The 17,991-nt window shown below is 67.6% G+C and carries 15 protein-coding genes and 1 tRNA gene; 15 read left to right on the top strand and 1 reads right to left on the bottom strand.

The annotated features are described in order from the left end of the window. The first annotated feature begins 62 nt into the window (after positions 1-62). The 13 genes from ACXU4B_RS05905 to ACXU4B_RS05845 all read left to right on the top strand — a co-directional run bounded on the left by ACXU4B_RS05905 (position 63) and on the right by ACXU4B_RS05845 (position 14,204). Positions 63-605, top strand: a complete 543-nt coding sequence (locus tag ACXU4B_RS05905) for a DUF6496 domain-containing protein (RefSeq protein ID WP_131408628.1) — start codon at positions 63-65, stop codon at positions 603-605. A gap of 110 nt (positions 606-715) precedes the next feature. Continuing rightward, complete coding sequence (locus ACXU4B_RS05900) at positions 716-1,141, top strand: MerR family DNA-binding protein (protein WP_131408626.1); 426 nt, start codon at positions 716-718, stop codon at positions 1,139-1,141. Further along, positions 1,138-3,573, top strand: coding sequence for a heavy metal translocating P-type ATPase (locus ACXU4B_RS05895; RefSeq protein ID WP_276322561.1), 2,436 nt, complete (start codon positions 1,138-1,140; stop codon positions 3,571-3,573). The genes ACXU4B_RS05900 and ACXU4B_RS05895 overlap by 4 nt, the downstream gene beginning before the upstream one ends. Before the next feature lie 97 nt (positions 3,574-3,670). Further along, complete coding sequence (locus tag ACXU4B_RS05890) at positions 3,671-3,829, top strand: hypothetical protein (protein ID WP_165583157.1); 159 nt, start codon at positions 3,671-3,673, stop codon at positions 3,827-3,829. A 261-nt stretch (positions 3,830-4,090) separates the two neighbouring features. Continuing rightward, positions 4,091-5,374: a bifunctional tetrahydrofolate synthase/dihydrofolate synthase gene (gene folC, locus ACXU4B_RS05885; RefSeq protein ID WP_131408624.1), complete on the top strand. Its 1,284-nt coding sequence runs from the start codon at positions 4,091-4,093 to the stop codon at positions 5,372-5,374. Positions 5,375-5,440: 66 nt separating this feature from the next. After that, complete coding sequence (locus ACXU4B_RS05880) at positions 5,441-6,478, top strand: SPOR domain-containing protein (RefSeq protein WP_131408622.1); 1,038 nt, start codon at positions 5,441-5,443, stop codon at positions 6,476-6,478. Between the two features lie 20 nt (positions 6,479-6,498). Beyond that, entirely contained in the window at positions 6,499-7,107 is a 609-nt protein-coding gene (locus tag ACXU4B_RS05875) for a CvpA family protein (protein ID WP_131408620.1), read from the top strand. A gap of 16 nt (positions 7,108-7,123) precedes the next feature. Then, positions 7,124-8,599, top strand: a complete 1,476-nt coding sequence (gene purF, locus ACXU4B_RS05870) for an amidophosphoribosyltransferase (RefSeq protein WP_131408618.1) — start codon at positions 7,124-7,126, stop codon at positions 8,597-8,599. A gap of 65 nt (positions 8,600-8,664) precedes the next feature. Further along, positions 8,665-9,477 carry a ferritin-like domain-containing protein gene (locus ACXU4B_RS05865; protein WP_131408615.1) on the top strand — a complete coding sequence of 271 codons (813 nt, stop codon included), beginning with the start codon at positions 8,665-8,667 and terminating at the stop codon, positions 9,475-9,477. A gap of 65 nt (positions 9,478-9,542) precedes the next feature. After that, positions 9,543-9,917: an ArsR/SmtB family transcription factor gene (locus tag ACXU4B_RS05860; RefSeq protein ID WP_131408613.1), complete on the top strand. Its 375-nt coding sequence runs from the start codon at positions 9,543-9,545 to the stop codon at positions 9,915-9,917. Next, positions 9,914-10,993 carry an SRPBCC domain-containing protein gene (locus ACXU4B_RS05855; protein ID WP_131408611.1) on the top strand — a complete coding sequence of 360 codons (1,080 nt, stop codon included), beginning with the start codon at positions 9,914-9,916 and terminating at the stop codon, positions 10,991-10,993. Before ACXU4B_RS05860 ends, ACXU4B_RS05855 begins: the two co-directional genes overlap by 4 nt. Positions 10,994-11,057: 64 nt before the next feature. Next, on the top strand, positions 11,058-11,807 hold the full coding sequence (locus ACXU4B_RS05850; RefSeq protein ID WP_131408609.1) for a VOC family protein: 750 nt from the start codon (positions 11,058-11,060) through the stop codon (positions 11,805-11,807). Between the two features lie 144 nt (positions 11,808-11,951). Beyond that, positions 11,952-14,204: a Nal1-like putative serine protease gene (locus tag ACXU4B_RS05845; protein WP_131408607.1), complete on the top strand. Its 2,253-nt coding sequence runs from the start codon at positions 11,952-11,954 to the stop codon at positions 14,202-14,204. Between the two features lie 116 nt (positions 14,205-14,320). Here ACXU4B_RS05845 and ACXU4B_RS05840 read toward each other — a convergent pair. Next, positions 14,321-14,397: transfer RNA gene (locus ACXU4B_RS05840), tRNA-Pro, on the bottom strand. A 200-nt stretch (positions 14,398-14,597) separates the two neighbouring features. On the opposite strand from ACXU4B_RS05840, the gene hisS reads away from it, so the two are divergent. Together hisS and ACXU4B_RS05830 are read left to right on the top strand one after the other, a co-directional pair. After that, a complete protein-coding gene (hisS, locus tag ACXU4B_RS05835) occupies positions 14,598-15,971 on the top strand; it encodes a histidine--tRNA ligase (protein WP_131408605.1) in 1,374 nt (457 codons plus the stop codon). A gap of 92 nt (positions 15,972-16,063) precedes the next feature. After that, positions 16,064-17,959: an HAL/PAL/TAL family ammonia-lyase gene (locus ACXU4B_RS05830; RefSeq protein WP_131408603.1), complete on the top strand. Its 1,896-nt coding sequence runs from the start codon at positions 16,064-16,066 to the stop codon at positions 17,957-17,959. Positions 17,960-17,991: the final 32 nt, after the last annotated feature.

Raw genomic sequence — 17,991 nt, 5'->3', positions numbered from 1 at the left:
TGCCCCGCGCTTCACGCGCCGACACGCAGCATCGGACTCCCCGTCCCCACCGGAGCCGCGTGATGCCCACCGAGAATGCCAAGGCGCGTGCGCGCAAGGACCAGCGTGAGGGCAAGTCGGCCAGTACGCAGGCCGGCGAGTTTGTGCGCGAAGAGATCCATCACGTCCGCGAAGGCAAACATGGCGCCCGTTCCGCCAAGCAGGCCATCGCCATTGGTTTGTCGCAGGCACGTCGCGCGGGCATTCCGGTACCGGCAAAGGCGGGCGCCGCCGTTGCCGGCAAGGGCAGCCGCAAGCAGCCCGCGGTGAAAACGGCGGCGAAGCGCGCTTCGGCGAAGCGCAGCCGCGCGAGCACGCAAGCCCTGCAACGCGAAGGCACGGCAGCCGCTTCGAAGACGGCGCTGGCACGGCACGCACGCAAGGCGGCCGCCGCGCGCACGGCAGCGGAGCGATCGGCGTCGGCGCAAAAAGGTGCGCGGACCAAGGCCGCGGAAGGGCGCAAGGCGACAGCGAAGAAGGCGACCAGGACCAAGGGCACGGCAGGGCGCGCGGCAGCGGCGCAGCGGGCGGCCCGCACGCGCACCATGCGGGCGCGCGGGGGCTGAGCCGGGCGCGCTTCCATGCAGGGCGAGTCAGCCATCGCGAGTCGCATAGCCGCATCGTAGGGACGGGGTACTTGACTCTAGACCTTGATCAAAGGTCTAGACTTGTCTCCATGACCACTCCCCAATCCTCCATGACCATCGGTGCGGTCGCGCGACGCGTCGGCGTCGCCATCGACACCATCCGTTATTACGAGCGCGAAGGGCTGCTGCCCGAGCCGCTGCGACGCGCGTCCGGTTATCGCAGCTACGACGAAGGCGTGGTGCGGCAGTTGCGCTTCATCCGGCGCGCCAAGGACCTGGGCTTCACGCTGGAGGAAATCCGTGACCTGCTGGCGCTGTCGGCGGATCGCAGTCGTGGCGTGAAGGCGGTGAAGCAGCGCGCGCAGGAGCGCCTCGCGGCGATCGACCAGCGCATTGCCGAACTCACTCGCGTGCGCGATGGCCTGGAACAGCTGATCGAGGCCTGTCCCGGCCACGGTTCGCCGGACCAGTGCCCGATCCTGCGCGCGCTGGCCGACCAGGAGGACGAAGCATGAGCATGGAGAAGCACGCCTGCTGCAGCGCCAGGCAAGCCGAGTCCGAGCCCGTGGCGAAATCGTGCTGCGGCGGCGCCCCGGCGGCGACCGGGCACGCGCATCAGCATCACGATCACGGTCGTCACCATGGCCACGTCGCGCATACGGTGAAGGATCCCGTTTGCGGCATGGATGTGGATCCGCACAAGGCCGCGCATCACCTGGAGTGGGCCGGGCACACGTATTACTTCTGCGCCCAGCGCTGCAAGGAGAAGTTCCAGGCCGACCCGCAGCGCTATCTCGAGCCGCAGCCCGCACCGTCGCCCGCACTGGCCGGGGCCATCTACACCTGTCCGATGCATCCCGAAGTGCAGCAGGTGGGACCCGGTCATTGCCCGAAATGCGGCATGGCGCTGGAACCAATGATGCCCAGCCTCGACGAGGACGATGGACACGAGCTGCGCGCGATGTCGCGCCGGTTGTGGATGCTGGGCGTGCTGACCCTGCCGGTGTTCGTGCTGGCGATGGGACCCCATCTGTCCGGTTGGCACTGGCCGTCGCCGTGGGACGGCGTGGCCGCCTGGTCCGAAGCGGTGCTCGCCACCGTGGTGGTGCTGTGGGGTGGTGCGCCGTTCTTTGCGCGCGGTTGGCACTCGATCAAGCCGTGGTCGCCCAACATGTACAGCCTGATCGCGCTGGGTACGGGCGTGGCGTGGGCTTACAGCGCAGTGGCGTTCCTGGCGCCGGGGCTGTTCCCCGAGGGCTTTCGCGACATGCACGGCCGCGTCGGCGTGTACTTCGAATCCGCCGCCGTCATCGTCACCCTGGTGACGCTTGGCGATTTCCTCGAGCTGCGCGCGCGCCGGCGCACCAGTGCCGCATTAAAGGGGCTGCTTGGACTCGCCCCCAAGACCGCACGTCGCGTGGATGCCGATGGCGGCGAGCATGACGTGCCGCTGGACGCCGTGCACGGCGGCGACACGCTGCGCGTGCGCCCGGGCGAAAAAGTGCCGGTGGACGGTGTCGTGCTCGATGGCCGCAGCCATGTGGACGAATCCATGCTCACCGGCGAGCCGCTGCCCGTCGCCAAGGGCGAGGGCGACCAGCTCACCGGCGGCACGCTCAACCAGGACGGCGCCTTGCTGATGCGCGCCGAGAAGGTCGGCGCGGAAACCATGCTGGCGCAGATCGTGTCGCTGGTCGCGCAGGCGCAGCGCAGCAAGGCGCCGCTGCAACGCGTGGCCGATCGCGTCGCGGCGTGGTTCGTTCCGGCCGTGGTGGTAGTGTCGGCGCTGGCCTTCGTGCTGTGGGCGTGGCTGGGACCGGATCCGAAGCTGGCCTTTGCACTGATCGCCGCGGTGTCGGTGCTGATCATCGCGTGCCCATGCGCGCTCGGCCTGGCCACGCCTATTTCCATCATGGTCGCCAGCGGCCGCGCCGCGCAGGGCGGCGTGTTGTTCCGCGATGCGGCGGCAATCGAAGCATTGCGCGACATCGACACGCTGGTGGTGGACAAGACCGGCACGCTCACCGAAGGCAAACCCGTGCTGACAGACGTGGTGAGCCTCGGCGCGTACCCGTTCGACCAGCTGCTGGCGCTCGCCGCGGCGCTGGAAAAGCCCAGCGAGCATCCGCTGGCACGCGCGATCGTCGACGGTGCAGGGGCGCGTGGCATCCGGGTGCCTGCGGTAGAGGATTTCCGTTCCGTCACAGGTGCCGGCGTCGAAGGCCTGGTGCAGGGCCACCCCGTGGCCCTGGGCAACCGGCAGATGCTGGCGAACGTCGGCATCACGGCCGACGAAGCTGCCGTCGGGCGTGCCGATGCGATGCGCGCCGAAGGCGCCACCGTGATGTACGTCGTGGTCGAGGGTGTGTTGGCCGGCTTGATCGCCGTGGCCGATCGCGTCAAGGCAAGCACGCCGCAGACGATCCATGACCTGCACGCGGCCGGGCTGCGCATCGTGATGCTGACCGGCGACAACGCGACCACGGCAAAGGCGGTCGCCGGTTCGCTGGGCATCGACGAGGTGCACGCCGATGTCTCGCCGGCCGACAAGGCCGCGGTGGTCCGCTCGCTGCAAGCCGAAGGACATCGCGTGGCGATGGCGGGCGATGGCATCAACGATGCGCCGGCGCTGGCCGTTGCCGACATCGGCATCGCCATGGGCAGCGGCACGGACATCGCCATGGAAAGTGCGCAGGTAACGCTGGTGAGGGGCGAACTCGCCGCCATCGTGCGGGCCCGTGCGCTGTCGCAAGAGACGGTGCGCAACATCCGCCAGAACCTGTTCTTCGCCTTTGTCTACAACGCCGTGGGCGTGCCGCTGGCGGCGGGTCTGCTGTATCCGCTGCTGGGCATCATGCTTTCGCCGATGGTGGCGGCGCTGGCGATGAGCCTGTCGTCGGTGTCGGTGGTGGGCAATGCGCTGCGGCTTCGCCATGCGACGCGGTGATGACTGTCACCTGCGATGACTGACGGCGCGCCCTGCCGGGCGCGCCAGGCCGGGCGGATCATTCCTCCCGCACCAATCGGGTGCGGGAGGGCATCACGTGAACATCATCAACGACACGCGCAGCACGCTGGATAAGCACATGCCCCTGTTGCTGGGCTTGCTGGTCGCGCTGTTCGCCGGCCGCGCGCTGAAGAAAATGTTCTGGACCGCGTTCGGCGTGTATTGGGCGCTCAGGGCAACCGGCATCCACGTCTGAGGGGAGCCTGGGGTCACTCGGCCCTGGCCAGCCCGAGGCAGCCTGTCCGGCGGGCCGGGATCACTCAAGTCGTGCCGTGGCCGCTTGCACCTCCGCAACCGGCGTCCCGCACGCGCCCATGCTTTAAGCTGTGCGCCCCGATGCTTCGCAGCGAGCCATGCGATGTCCACCGGCAGGGCCCTGGTCGAACACGATCGGCCCGTGCCGGCGGCGCTGCTGGCGGCATCCGCCTGACCACCGAATGACGTAGCGAATTTCCGCATGAGCCGAACCCTCGACGAATGGCTGGCCTATCAGGAAGGCGTCAACCCGCGCAGCATCGAGCTGGGCCTCGATCGCGTGCGCGCGGTGTGGTTGCGCATGGGCGCAGCGTCGCCGGCGAAGCGGGTGATCACCGTCGGCGGCACCAATGGCAAGGGTTCCACGGTGGCCTTGCTGGAAGCGATGCTGTCGGCGGCGGGCCTGCGCGTGGGCTGCTATACCTCGCCACACCTGCTGCACTACCGCGAGCGCGTGCGCATCGACGGCGATGACGCGGACGACGGCGCCCTGGTCGCCAGCTTCGAGCGCATCGAGTCGGCGCGTGGCGAGATTCCGCTGACCTACTTCGAATTCGGCACGCTGGCGGCGCTGGACCTGTTCGCCCGGGCCGAGCTCGACGTGGCCGTGCTGGAAGTCGGCCTCGGCGGCAGGCTGGACGCCGTGAACATCGTCGATGCGGATGTGGCCATCGTCACCACGGTCGACCTTGACCACATGGACTGGCTCGGCCCCGATCGCGACACGATCGGGGTGGAGAAGGCCGGCATAGCGCGGCCCGGCAGGCCCGCCATCGTCGGCGAGGCGAGCCCGCCCGCCGGACTGCTCGATGCGCTGAAGCGCATGGGCGCGACGGTCGAGCGGGCAGGCGTGGATTACTCCGTCGAGCGTCTCGCCGACGGCTGGCGCTGGCGCCACCGCGACGGCACGGCGTTGAGCCTGCCGGATCCGGCGCTCGCTGCTCCCGTCCAGTTCGCCAACGCCGCCGCGGCGATCGCCGCCTTGCACTGCCTGCTCGGCACCGGTGCGATGCCCGCCGACCTCGATCTGCAGCAGCTCGCCGCGGTGGGCCTGCGCACGGTGCGCATCGCGGCCCGGCTGCAGTCGCTGGGTGGCGATCCCGAGCTCATCGTGGACGTGGGGCATAACCCGCAGGCTGCCCGCGCGCTGGCCGAATGGCTGGATGCGCGCCCGGGCGGACGCGTGCACGCGGTGTATGGCGCCTTGTCCGACAAGGATGTGGCCGGCGTCATCGGCGCGCTCGGTGCGCGCGTCGATCAATGGCATCTGGCAGGGCTCGAGCAGGACACGCCGCGCGGACTGCCTGCCCAGGCGCTGGCGGAGCAGCTGCGGCACGTGTCGCCCTATGTCCGCCACGACATGCACGAAAACGTGCGAATGGCGCTGGCGGCGGCGCGGGCGGCCGCATTGCCGGGCGAGCGCGTGCTTGCTTTCGGCTCGTTTTTCGTCGCCGCGTCGGTGCTTGCTGAATTGCGCCACGCCTGAACGGCCAGACCGGTGGCCCGGGCAGGTATAATCGCGCCGTTCTCGCACCCGCCGTTGGAGCCAGTCTTGAAAACACGTCTGCTGGGAGCTGCCGTTCTCATTGCACTCGCGGTCCTGTTCGTGCCGATGTTCTTCTCCAGCAGCCCGCCGAGCAGCAGCGGCGACGAATCGGTGAGCCTGGCCATTCCGCCGGCCCCGGATCGCGACCTGCAGACCAAGACCATGAGCCTGACGCCGGGCGCGGCCACGTCGTCCAGTGCCGCCACCGCGCCGGCGCCGAAGCCCGCGATCGACGTGGCCAAGGCCCCGCCGGCGCCAGCCGTGCCGGTCGCCGGCGACGCGCTGGCCACGGTGAACATTGGCTCCAGCCGGCCGAAGGACGTGGAGACCGATCCCACCGCCGGCCAGAAACCGGAGCCGACCACGGTGACGCGCCCCACTGCCGCGCCGCAGCCGGTGATTCCGGCGCAGACCAAGCCGACCACGCCGCCGCCGGCCACCCCGGCCGTACCCGTCGCGCAGCCACAGCCGGCAACGGCTGCAGCCATGGCGGCGCATGGCCAGTTCTCGATCAATCTCAGCGCCTATGCGTCGACCGCCAGCGCGCAGAGCCTGATCCAGCGCGTGCACGCCCTCGGTTATCCGGCCACGGGACGGGTGATCAACCAGGGCGGCAAGCAGCTCACCATGGTGACCGCCGGTCCGTTCGACTCGCGCGCCGCCGCCGAAACCGCCCGTCTCAAGATCACGCAGACGATTCCGGGTGCGCCGGCACGCATCGAAGGCGGCGCCACGACGCCGGTCCAGGACGACATGCCGGCGGCGAAGCCCGCCAACAGTGCTGCCGCACCGGCGCCGACGGCACGCGCAGGCGGCTGGGCGGTGCAGATTGCCGCGATGGGCAGCCAGGCCGACGCCAATGCGCTGCGCGACAAGCTGCGCGCAAACGGTTTCGACGGTTACGTCGACACGGTCAACGCGAACGGCAAGCAGTTGTGGCGCGTGCGCGCCGGCCCGCAGACGCAGCATGCCGATGCGATGCGCGTGCGTGACCAGATCAAGACCAAGCTTGGCGTCGACGGCAACGTCGTCAGCGCTCCCTGAACCGATGAGGGGCTGACCCGGTGAACTGGGCCGACTACATCATCCTTGCCGTCCTGGGCCTCTCGGTCTTGATTGGCCTGTGGCGTGGCCTCATCTCCGAGGTGTTGGCGCTGGCGGTATGGGTGGCGGCGTTCTGGGTGGCCTGGACCTTCGGTCCGAGTGTGGCGGGCTACTTCGAGCACAGCATCCAGCTGCCGTCGGCGCGGATCCTGGCGGGTTACGGCATCTGTTTCCTTGTGGTGCTGATTGCCGGGGCGCTGTTGCGCTTCCTGGTGAGCAAACTGGTCGAAGGTACCGGGTTGTCCGGCACCGACCGCTTGCTTGGCATGGTGTTCGGCTTTGCCCGCGGCGTGCTGCTGGTGACGCTGGCGGTGTTCCTGCTCGGGTTTACCGCGTTCACGCGCGACCCGTGGTGGCGCGATTCGGTGTTGTTGCCGCAGTTCAAGGGAGTGGCTGCGTGGCTGGGCGAGCGGGTGCCGGACAGTGTCCGTCACTACCTCAATGCTGCCCCAGCGGTGCTTGACCATCTTCCCGCCTTGCCGGCGGCTGTGCCGGGCGCTTCGCCAGCGACCGGACACAGTACCCATGCGGCGGCCGCATCCACGGCCGCTCCGGCCACGATTTACTAATTACAGGCTTTCAACCATGTGCGGAATCATCGGCATCGTCGGCACCAGTGAGGTCGCCGCGTCACTTTATGACGGCTTGACCGTGTTGCAGCACCGCGGCCAGGACGCAGCCGGCATCGCCACGGTGGATGGCGCGCGACTGCGCCTGCACAAGGGCAATGGCCTGGTGCGCGACGTCTTCACCCAGAGCGCCATGAGCGGCCTGCGCGGCCGCATCGGCATCGGTCATTGCCGTTACCCGACGGCCGGCTCGGAAGGCTCGGCCGAGGCGCAGCCGTTCTACGTGAACTCGCCCTACGGCATTGCCTTTGCGCACAACGGCAACCTGGTGAACACCGAGCAGCTGCGTCGCGAGATGTTCGAGGACGACCGCCGCCACATCAACACCGATTCGGATTCCGAAGTGCTGCTCAACGTGCTGGCGCACGAGCTGCAGATCCAGGGCCGCATGGCGCTGACGCCGGACCACATCTTCAAGGCCGTGGCCGGCGTGCACCAGCGCGCCAGCGGTGGTTATGCCTGCCTGGCGCTGGTGCTCGGCTATGGCCTGCTGGCGTTCCGTGATCCGCACGGCATTCGTCCGCTGGTGCTGGGTGAGCGCATCACCGGCGAAGGCCGCGAGTACGCGGTGGCTTCCGAGTCGGTGGCGCTGGATATCCTGGGCTTCAAGCGCCTGCGCGACGTCGCGCCGGGCGAGGCCGTGTTCATCACCAACGACGGCCAGCTGCATACGCGCCATTGCGCCGAGAGCACGACCCACGCACCGTGCATCTTCGAATACGTCTACCTGGCCCGTCCGGACTCGATGATCGAGAACGTGTCGGTGTACAAGGCGCGCCTGCGCATGGGCCAGAAGCTGGCCGAGAAGATCCTGCGCGAGCGGCCCGACCACGGCATCGAAGCGGTGATTCCGATCCCCGACACGGCCCGTACCGCGGCATCTGCGTTGGCGGAAGCGCTGGGCGTGCCGTTCCGCGAGGGCTTCGTGAAGAACCGTTACATCGGCCGCACCTTCATCATGCCGGGGCAGGGCGAGCGCGTGAAATCGGTGCGCCGCAAGCTCAATCCGGTCGAGCTGGAGTTCCGCAAGAAGAACGTGCTGCTGGTGGACGACTCCATCGTGCGCGGCACCACCTCGCGCCAGATCATCCAGATGGCACGCGAGGCGGGCGCCCGGAACGTGTTCTTCGCCTCCGCCGCGCCGCCGGTGCGTTACCCGAACGTGTATGGCATCGACATGCCGGCTGCCTCGGAACTGGTCGCTGCAGGCCACACGGTGAAGGAAGTGGAGCAGCAACTGGGCGCGGACTGGCTGATCTACCAGGATCTGCCGGACCTGATCTGGGCCGTGCAGGATGGCAACGAGTCGCTCAAGCACTTCGATACCTCGTGCTTCTCCGGCGAGTACGTCACCGGCCTGGACACGCATTACCTGCAGCAGATCGAAATGCTGCGCTCCGACGACGCCAAGGCTGCACGCCGCAGCGCCTGATGCCGTGAACCCCACTCTCCGCGGAGAGTGGGGCCGGTGAGCGGCGGGTGCCTGCGACCATCGCCATGACGAACGACCTCCACGCCGCCGCCAGGCGCTGCCTCGACGCCACCGATCCGGCGGAAAAAGTCCGCCTCACGCAGGCCGCCTGGCAGGCCTTCCAGGCGGGCGAACTGGTGGCCGATCCGGTGTCGCCGCCGCCCGCGCAGATCGCTGCACCGGGCCGCCCGGACAAGCCGCAGCTGGTGCCGCAACGGCAGGTGCCGCATCGTGGACTGGGCACGCCCGAGGGCCGCGCCGCGCTGGTGCATGCCGTGGCGCATATCGAATTCAACGCCATCAACCTGGCCTGGGACGCGGTCTATCGTTACCGCGGCATGCCCGATGCGTATTACCGCGACTGGGCCAGTTGCGCCCACGACGAGGCGCGCCATTTCGTCATGCTGTCCGAACGCCTCGCCGAGCTGGGCCACGCCTATGGCGATTTCGACGCGCACAACGGCCTGTGGGAAATGGCGGAGAAGACTGCTCCCCACATCACCGCGCGCATGGCCCTGGTGCCCCGCGTGCTGGAAGCGCGCGGACTGGACGTGACGCCGGGCATGATCGAGCGCCTGTTGTCAGTGGGCGATACCCGCACGGTGGCGGTCCTCGAAGTGATCCTGCGCGAAGAGGTGGCCCATGTCGCCGCCGGCACGCGGTGGTTCCGCTACTGCTGCGAGCGCGACGGGGTCGATCCACGCGAGACCTTCCTCGATCTGTTGCGCGACTACATGGGCCGCACGCTGCGCGGTCCGTTCAACCGGCCTGCGCGCCTGGAAGCCGGTTTCGACGCTGAAGAACTCGACCGCCTGGCCGAGCTGGCCCTCAACAGCTGAAGCGATTGCCGTTTTGCGCGGCGCAGGCACTTGACTATCAATTAACCAAGTGGTTAAGTGATGGCATGGCCACCGAAACCGACACCCTCTCGGCAACGTTTGCCGCCCTTGCCGATCCCACTCGCCGCGCCATCCTCGCGCGCCTGGCCGACGGCGAAGCCACGGTGGGCGAACTGGCCAACCCGTTCCGGATCTCCGCGCCGGCGATCTCGCGGCACTTGCGCGTATTGGCCGATGCCGGGCTGATCGAGCGCGAGATCGACGCGCGCTGGCGCATCTGCCATCTGCGCGCCGATGCCTTGCGCGGCGCCCACGACTGGCTGGCGACCTATCGACGCCACTGGGAAGGCAATCTCGACCGGCTGGTCGAATTCGTCGAACGCACCCACGCCACCGGCACCGCCATGCACACCGCAGGCCCGCGGAGGAAAAAACCATGAACCAGGCAGCCACGTTCCAGCTGGAAATGACCCGCTTCATCCGTGCGCCGCGTGAGAAGGTGTTCGACGCCTTCACCCACGAGGACGCGCTGGCGGCCTGGCACTGTCCCCGCGGCATGCAGGTGGCCCAGGTGCAGGCCGATGCGCGGGTCGGCGGACGCTATCGCATCGCCATGACGGCACGCAGCGGCGCGAGCTTCGCGGTGCGGGGCGAATACCAGGCACTCGATCGCGCCGATTTCCTGGCCTACACCTGGGCCTGGGAAAACGGTTCGCTGCCACCCGATCGCATCACGCTGATCGAGGTCACGCTGACGTCGCGCGATGGCGGCACGTCGCTGCACATGCGCCACACGGGCTTCCCGGACGCCATGAGCGCCGACGGCCACATGGCAGGCTGGCAGTCCGTGTTCAATCGCCTGTCCGACTATCTGGATCCGGCGGGCACCGCGGGCACGCTGGCGGTGATCGGCGATCCGCGCAGCAGCTATTGCCGCACGGTACGCATGGCGCTGGCGGAGAAGGGCGTGGCCTATGCGCTTGAACCCGCCGCGCCGCACACGCCGGAAATCGAGGCGCACCACCCGTTCGGCCGCATCCCCGTGCTGCGCGACGGCGAGACCGAGTTCTACGAGACACGCGCGATCCTCGGCTATATCGAAGACGCTTTTGACGGGCCGAGCCTGCTGCCCACCGGCCCGGCCGCCGTGCGTGCGCGCGGCGAGCAATGGATCAGCGTGATCAACTGCTACACCTATGACGCGATGGTGCGCCGCTACGTGTTCCCGAATCTGTTCGCCAAGGGTGGGCAGCCCGATCGCGCGGCCATCGATGCGGCGCTGCCCGAGCTCGACCGCCAGCTCGCGCTGTTCGACCAGGCCTATGGCGCAAGCGACTACCTCGCCGGTTCAACGCCGTCGATGGCGGACTACCTGCTGGCGCCGATCCTGGTCTACGTGGAGAAGTATCCCGAGGGCGCGGCGTTGTTCGCCAAATACGCCAACCTGCGTCGTGCGCAGGCGGTGATCCGCGCCAGGCCCAGTTTCGCCGCGACCGCGCCGCCATCGGCTGGTTGATGGCGTCGTGGGAGGCGCGGCCGTTCCTTCGTTCGTTCCCGTTGTTCGTCGAGGAGGCATAGCCATGAAATCGTTGCCAGGAAAACTTGTCTGGGTGGAACACGCCAGCGCCGATCCCGCCGTGGCGGGCAAGTTCTATCGAGCGCTGTTCGGCTGGAGCGAGTCGCCGATGGATATCGGTGGCCAGTCCTATTGCGTCATCATGAATGCGGAGAGCGGCATCGGCGGCTATCGCACCGCGCAGGATGGCGAGCCCTGCAACTGGGGCATCTACCTGAGCGTGGCGGACGTGGATGCCAGCCATGCGCGGGCGCTTGCGGCAGGGTGCAGGGAATGCATGCCGCCTACCGATTTTCCACCGGTGGGTCGCGGCGCCACCTTCCTCGATCCGGTGGGTTCGATGGTGTCGATCTGGCGTAGCGCGAACGACGACGCGCCGGATGGCGACGCGGCGCCGGGCCAGTGGTGCTGGCATGAATTGCATGCCACGGATCCCGCAGGCGCACTGGCTTTCTATGAGGCGCTGTTTGGCCTCAGCCACGAGGTGGCGCCGACGGGCAACGGTGCGTACTACGTGCTCAAGAGCGGCGACACGCGACGCGGCGGCATCATGAAGACCCAGCAGGCCGGCGCGTCTTCCGCATGGCTGCCCTATGTGCTGGTCGAGGATGTCGATGCCGTTGCCGCCAAGGCAGGATCGTTGGGCGCGGACATCTGCGTGCCGCCGTCGGACATCCCCGGCATCGGCCGCTATGCCGTGCTGCGCGATCCGCAAGGCGCATCGCTCGCGGTATTCCTCCCGCAGCGGGCATGAGCGACGCAGGCTGAAACGAAATCGTCACATGACGCGACGGCGAGGCGTGGACCAACCGTCCGCACTACGTCCAACGACAAGTATTAAGCGCCATCCACCCAAGGCTAGGCTCGCGCAAATTTCGCGGCCTGGCTGGGGTGTGTCATGGACTATTTCACCAACGTGCAGGACTTCAATGCGTTGTCCGTGCGGGACCTGCTGGCCGCACGGGACCAGTTTCATTTCCACCTGATGCACAAGCCCAATGTCGTGGGCACGGCGATCGGCCGTTACCGTATTCGCAAGAACGAGAAGTGGCCGACTGCCGATGAGCCGAACGTGGCAAGCAAGGCGAAGGCGGCCGCGCAGGTGCCACGAACGCTGGAAAATTCGGAGGTGCGGCCATACTCGTGGCCCGCCTTGATCGTGCTGGTCGAGCATTGGGTCGATGCGGACGATTTCGCGAAACCGGAAGACGCCGTGCCGAGCGCAGTGTTCCTTCCGGATGGCCGGCGCATACCGATCTGCGTGGTGCTGGCGACGCGTGACGAGCGCGTGCCGGAATCGCAGGGGCGCTGGGCTTTTCCCGGCAGCGTCATCGGCGGTGGTTTTCCGGTGATCTGCGACGTGCAGGGGCGCGAGCACATCGCCTCGGTCGGTTGCCTGGTCACGGACGGCCATCGCACCTATGCGCTGACCAACCGGCATGTCGCGGGCGAGCCGGGGCAGGTGATCTATTCGCTGCTGGGCGGCAACAAGGAGCGCGTCGGCACCAGTTCACCGATCAGCGAGAGTCGCGCGCCGTTTGCCGATATCTATCCGGGCATGCCCGCCAGGGACGTCTATGTCGATCTCGACGTGGGCCTGGTCGATGTCGACGACCTGCATCGCTGGACGACCCAGGTGTACGGACTCGGCGAAGTCGGGCCGCTGGCGAACATCGACGCCTCCAACCTCACGCTCAGGCTGATCGGCTGCCCGGTCAAGGCCCATGGCGCCGCCGGCGGAAAAATGCAGGGCGAAGTCTGCGCGCTGTTCTATCGCTTCAAGGCGGTTGCGGGTTCGGAGTACGTGTCCGACCTGCTGATCGGTCCGCGCGAGGGGCATGCGCTGGGGACGCGCCCCGGGGACTCCGGAACGCTGTGGCTGGTCGACAATCCCGGCGGCTGCGAGGACAACCAGAGCCTGGCCCTGCAATGGGGCGGGCAGGTGTTCGACAGCGCCAACGGGGGCGATGGATCCGCCTATGCGCTGGCGACCTTGCTGAGCGGCGTATGCAATCGCCTGAACGTGGATCTGGTGCGTGACTGGAACACCGGCCTGCCCGACTACTGGGGCGCGGTGGGTCACTACGGCATCGCCACCACCGCCATCGGCCTGCTGAAGTCCCGCAAGCTGAAGAAGCTGATGCAGGCCAACCTGGAACGCATTTCCTACGACGTCGGCAAGATCAACAAGAAGACCATGCAGGGACTGAGCCTGCTCGACTTCGTGCCGCTGGCCGACGTGCCGGACATGGCCTGGAAGGTGGGCCCGCACAAGCGCGGCGGCATGTCGTCGGCGGAGCACCCCAACCACTTCGCCGACATGGATCGCAAGCTCGATCCGCCCTTGCCGGAAGGAGCGACCTTGCTGGAGATCTGCAAGGACCCGGGCAATGTCGACGTCGAGGTCTGGCGCCGCTACTACGACGAAGTGCAGAAGCAGTTCCCGGCACAAACGGAAAGCCGCGGGCTGCTGCCGTTCCGCGTGTGGCAGATCTACAAGGCGATGGTCGAGTATGTGAAGGCCGGCGACGTGAAGAAGTTCGTCTGCGCGGCGGGCATCGTGTCGCACTACGTGGGTGACAGCTGCCAGCCGCTGCATATTTCCTATCTCTTCAACGGCGATCCCGACCGCATGGTGAGCGGGCGCGTCAAGGACAAGAAGAACGGCGGCACCAAGCCTGGCAAGGTGCCTTACGCGCAGGGCGTGCACGCGGCCTATGAAGACGACATGGTCGACCGGCATGTCGACGATATCTGGCCCGGGGTGCTGGCCAGCGCGCAGCGCACCGGGGTTCCCGCATCGATCAAGGGCGGGCAGGCGGCCGCCGTCGCGGTGGTGCAACTGATGCAGAAGACCTTCGCGGCGATCGCGCCGATGAAGATCGTGGAGGCCTATGCGGCGAGCGACGGCGGCAAGCCCGCCGACCGCGCCGACGAACTCTGGGCGAAGTTCGGCAAGGCCACCATCAACGTGATGGCCGACGGCTGCCTGTGCCTGGCGCAACTGTGGGAAAGCGCCTGGCGCGAAGGCGGTGGCGACAGCAGCATTACCGTGCTCGATGAGATTCCGGAAAAGAAACTGGCCGCCATCTACCAGGACGCCCGGTTCCTTCCGTCCAAGACGCTCGACCACATCAAGTCGCAGCTTTGAGCGCCTGGCGCCGCGCGTGCGGACGCCATCGACGCGTCGGTCGGCGGCGTGCTGATCACTGTCATGCACTCATGAAAAAGGCCGCCTTGCAGGGCGGCCTAAATCATTGAATCTATTGGTCGGGGTGACATGATTCGAACATGCGACTTCTACGTCCCGAACGTAGCGCTCTACCAGGCTGAGCTACACCCCGTGGGAGCCGCGTATCTTAATGGCCTCACCCGGGCTTGGCAACAGGTTGGTCACGAATTTTTCATCGTCGCTTTCACGCTGCGCCGCTGCGCCACTGCAGCAAGGGCCGGCGGCGCCATTCTGCTAACCTATGCGGCTCCGTCCGGCCGTGTGTCGCGGGGCGGTGAACCGACGTCTTCAAACCGCTAAGCAGAGGATTTCATGGCGCTTACCCCGGCCCGCACCATGCCCGGCGTGCTCGAGCTGCTGCCGCTCGACCAGATCGCGTTCCAGCGCATGCTCGACGTGATCCGCCGCAATTATGAGCGCTTTGGCTTCCTGCCGATCGAAACCCCGGTGATCGAATATTCCGACGTGCTGCTGACCAAGACCGGCGGCGAGACCGAGCGCCAGGTTTATTTCGTGCAGTCCACCGGTGCGCTGGAGCAGGGCGAAAAGCCCGAGCTGGCGCTGCGCTTCGACCTCACCGTGCCGCTGGCCCGCTACGTGGCCGAGCACGAGCATGACCTGTCCTTCCCGTTCCGCCGCTACCAGATGCAGCGCGTGTACCGCGGCGAGCGCGCCCAGCGCGGCCGCTTCCGCGAGTTCTACCAGTGCGACATCGACGTGATCGGCAAGGACAGCCTGTCGGTGCGCTACGACGCCGAAGTGCCGGCAGTCATCTATAGCGTGTTCCGCGAGCTGAACATCGGCGCGTTCACCATCCAGTTGAACAACCGCAAGCTGATGCGCGGGTTCTTCGAGAGCCTGGGCGTCACCGACGGCGAGCAGCAGACCCTGGTGCTGCGCGAAGTGGACAAGCTGGACAAGCGCGGCGCCGATTATGTGCGCGACACGCTTACCGGCGAGCAGTTCGGCCTGAGCGCGGAAACCGCGCAGAAGATCCTCGACTTCGTGCAGGTGCGCTCGACCTCGCTGCAGGATGCGTTCGACAAGCTCGAGGCGCTGGGCCCCGGCCCGGAGGCGATGGAGCAGGGTCGGGCCGAGCTGAAGGAAGTGCTGGGCATGATCCGCGACTTCGGCGTGCCCGAATCGCACTACATGCTCAACCTTTCCATTGCGCGCGGACTGGATTACTACACGGGCACGGTCTACGAGACCACGCTCAACGACCATCCGCAGATCGGCTCGATCTGCTCGGGCGGCCGCTACGAGAACCTGGCCAACCAGTACACCAAGTCCAGGCTGCCGGGCGTGGGCATCTCGATCGGCCTCACGCGCCTTTATTGGCAGCTGCGCGAAGCGGGCCTGGTCGGCAGCGGGCAGAGCACGGTCGACGTGCTGGTGACGCAGATGGACCCGGCCCGGCTGCCGGTCTATCTGGCGATCGCCGGCGAACTGCGCGGCGCCGGCATCGCGACCGAAGTGGTGCTGGAAGGCGGCAAGCTGGGCAAGCAGTTCAAGTACGCCGATCGCGCAGGCATCCGCTTCGTGATCGTGGTGGGCGAAGATGAACTCGCCAAGGGCGTGGTGACCGTGAAGGACCTGCGCCGCGAGGACCAGTTCGAAGTGGCCCGCGCGGACCTAATCAAGACGCTGCGCGTCGAGCTGGCGCAGGCCGAAATCGACGCCTGAGCGTACCGTCCCATGAATCGTCGCCGCGCCTTCGCGGCGCGGCGACCGCGACCTGAAACCCATACGAAAGCCCGTCCGGGCTCGGAGCAAGCATGACGGCAAAGAAGATCCTCCTGGACGGCAACAGCCTGACCCGCGAACAACTGGTGGCGGTGGCCCTTCAGGGGCTACAGGTGGAGCTCGACGACGCCCAGTTGCAGCGCGTGCAGCGCGCGGCCGACTTCCTCGCCGACAAGGTGAGCTGCGGCGAACCGACCTATGGCGTCACCACCGGTTTTGGCAGCAATGCCGACAAGTTGCTGGGCGCGCATCGCGTGCGCGACGAATTGCCGGGTGGCAACCCCGACAAGCACGAAGGCAGCCTGCTGGAAGAACTGCAGCACAACCTGATCACCACGCACGCGGTCTGCGTGGGCAAGCCGTTCGCGCCGGACGTGGTGCGCGCGATGCTGGTGATCCGCATCAACACGCTGATGCGTGGCCACTCGGGCATCCGCGTCGAGACGCTGAAGGCGCTGACCGCCATGCTCAATGCCGGCGTCGTGCCGGTGGTGCCGGAGAAGGGTTCGGTGGGCGCCAGCGGCGACCTCGCGCCGCTGTCGCACCTGGCCATCGTCTTGCTGGGCGGCGGCGAAGCGTTCCACCGGGGCGAGCGCGTGCCGGGCGCCGAGGCGCTGCGGCGCGCCGGCCTGTCGCCGATCCGCCTGTCCTTCAAGGAAGGCCTGGCGCTGAACAACGGTACCGCGCAGATGCTGGCCACCGCCGCGCTGGCGCTGGACGAGCTAGAGCACCTGCTCGAACTCGCCGACCTGGCCGCCGCGATGACGCTGGATGCCTTCGCCGGCCGCAGCGGTGCACTGCGGCCCGAGGTGCATGCCTTGCGTCCGCATCCGGGGCAGGTCGAGGCAGCGGCGCATGTGCGCGAGCTGCTCGAAGGCAGCACGCTGGTCGACATTCCCTACCACCTGGTGCCGCGCTTCAGGCAGTGGACGGCCGAAGCGTGGGCCGATCCGGCCGACCAGGCGCTCACCTTCGATATCGGCTGGGACTGGGTGCCCGCCAACCAGCGCCACGGGCGCGAAGCGTTCTACGCTCGATTCCTGCCGTTCAAGGGTGGCAAGAAGCACCAGCCGCAGGACGCCTATTGCCTGCGCTGCATGCCGCAGGTGCACGGCGCCGTGCGCGATGCCTGGGCGCAGGCTTGCCGCGTCATCGACATCGAGCTCAATTCGGTTACCGACAATCCGCTGATCTTCCCCGACGCCGAAGATGCGCAGTTCATCGAGGACCAGGTGATCTCCGCCGGGCACTTCCACGGCATGCCGCTGGCGCTGGCCATGAGCTACGTGAAGGCCGCGATTCCCGTGCTGGCTTCCATCGCCGAGCGTCGCCTCAACAAGCTGGTCGATCCGGCCACCAATGACGGCCTGCCGGCGTTCCTTACCGGCAACGAGGACGGCACGGATTCCGGCTTCATGATCGTGCAGTACACCGCCGCGGCGCTGGTCAATGATCTCGCCACCCGCGCACACCCGGCCAGCGTCTATTCGGTGCCGACGAGCGCGAATGCCGAGGACCATGTCTCGATGGGTGCCAACGAGGCGCGCCATGTGCTGGAGATGATGGAAGACCTCGGTCACGTCATTGCGCTGGAGCTGTACACCGCGGCGCAGGCGCTGGATTTCCGCCAGGCCATGCTCAATGCCGCGCGCCGGCTCGCCTCGCGTGGCGACTGGCAGGCGCTGGCCTCCAAGGTGACCAATGCGCCGCGCGAGGGTCATCCGCATTACGCGCAGTTCGTCGAGGAAGTGCAGCAGATGATGGTCGCGCTCGCCAACGTGGGCGATTTCCACGCCGGCGTGGCGGTGCGCAAGGCGCACGAAGCGCTACGCCAGCGCATCGGCTTCATGGCGCGCGACCGCGCCATGGACGGCGACGTGCGCAGCGTGTGCGAACTGGTGCATGAGCGCGTGTTTGCGCAAGCCTGAGTGAAGGCGCGTCGCGCCCCAGCGGCGCGATG

The sequence above is a fragment of the Dyella soli genome, assembly GCF_054482295.1.
The sequence above is the reverse complement of the archived record's forward strand: the minus strand, read 5'-3'. Positions and strand labels throughout refer to the sequence as shown.

Bases quoted from the DNA above. Each gene is read 5' to 3' on its own strand.
- ACXU4B_RS05905 (WP_131408628.1), top strand. From the start codon at position 63: ATGCCCACCGAGAATGCCAAGGCGCGTGCGCGCAAGGACCAGCGTGAG.
- ACXU4B_RS05900 (WP_131408626.1), top strand. From the start codon at position 716: ATGACCACTCCCCAATCCTCCATGACCATCGGTGCGGTCGCGCGACGC.
- ACXU4B_RS05895 (WP_276322561.1), top strand. From the start codon at position 1,138: ATGAGCATGGAGAAGCACGCCTGCTGCAGCGCCAGGCAAGCCGAGTCC.
- folC (WP_131408624.1), top strand. From the start codon at position 4,091: ATGAGCCGAACCCTCGACGAATGGCTGGCCTATCAGGAAGGCGTCAAC.
- purF (WP_131408618.1), top strand. From the start codon at position 7,124: ATGTGCGGAATCATCGGCATCGTCGGCACCAGTGAGGTCGCCGCGTCA.
- ACXU4B_RS05865 (WP_131408615.1), top strand. From the start codon at position 8,665: ATGACGAACGACCTCCACGCCGCCGCCAGGCGCTGCCTCGACGCCACC.
- ACXU4B_RS05860 (WP_131408613.1), top strand. From the start codon at position 9,543: ATGGCCACCGAAACCGACACCCTCTCGGCAACGTTTGCCGCCCTTGCC.
- ACXU4B_RS05855 (WP_131408611.1), top strand. From the start codon at position 9,914: ATGAACCAGGCAGCCACGTTCCAGCTGGAAATGACCCGCTTCATCCGT.
- ACXU4B_RS05850 (WP_131408609.1), top strand. From the start codon at position 11,058: ATGAAATCGTTGCCAGGAAAACTTGTCTGGGTGGAACACGCCAGCGCC.
- ACXU4B_RS05845 (WP_131408607.1), top strand. From the start codon at position 11,952: ATGGACTATTTCACCAACGTGCAGGACTTCAATGCGTTGTCCGTGCGG.
- hisS (WP_131408605.1), top strand. From the start codon at position 14,598: ATGGCGCTTACCCCGGCCCGCACCATGCCCGGCGTGCTCGAGCTGCTG.
- ACXU4B_RS05830 (WP_131408603.1), top strand. From the start codon at position 16,064: ATGACGGCAAAGAAGATCCTCCTGGACGGCAACAGCCTGACCCGCGAA.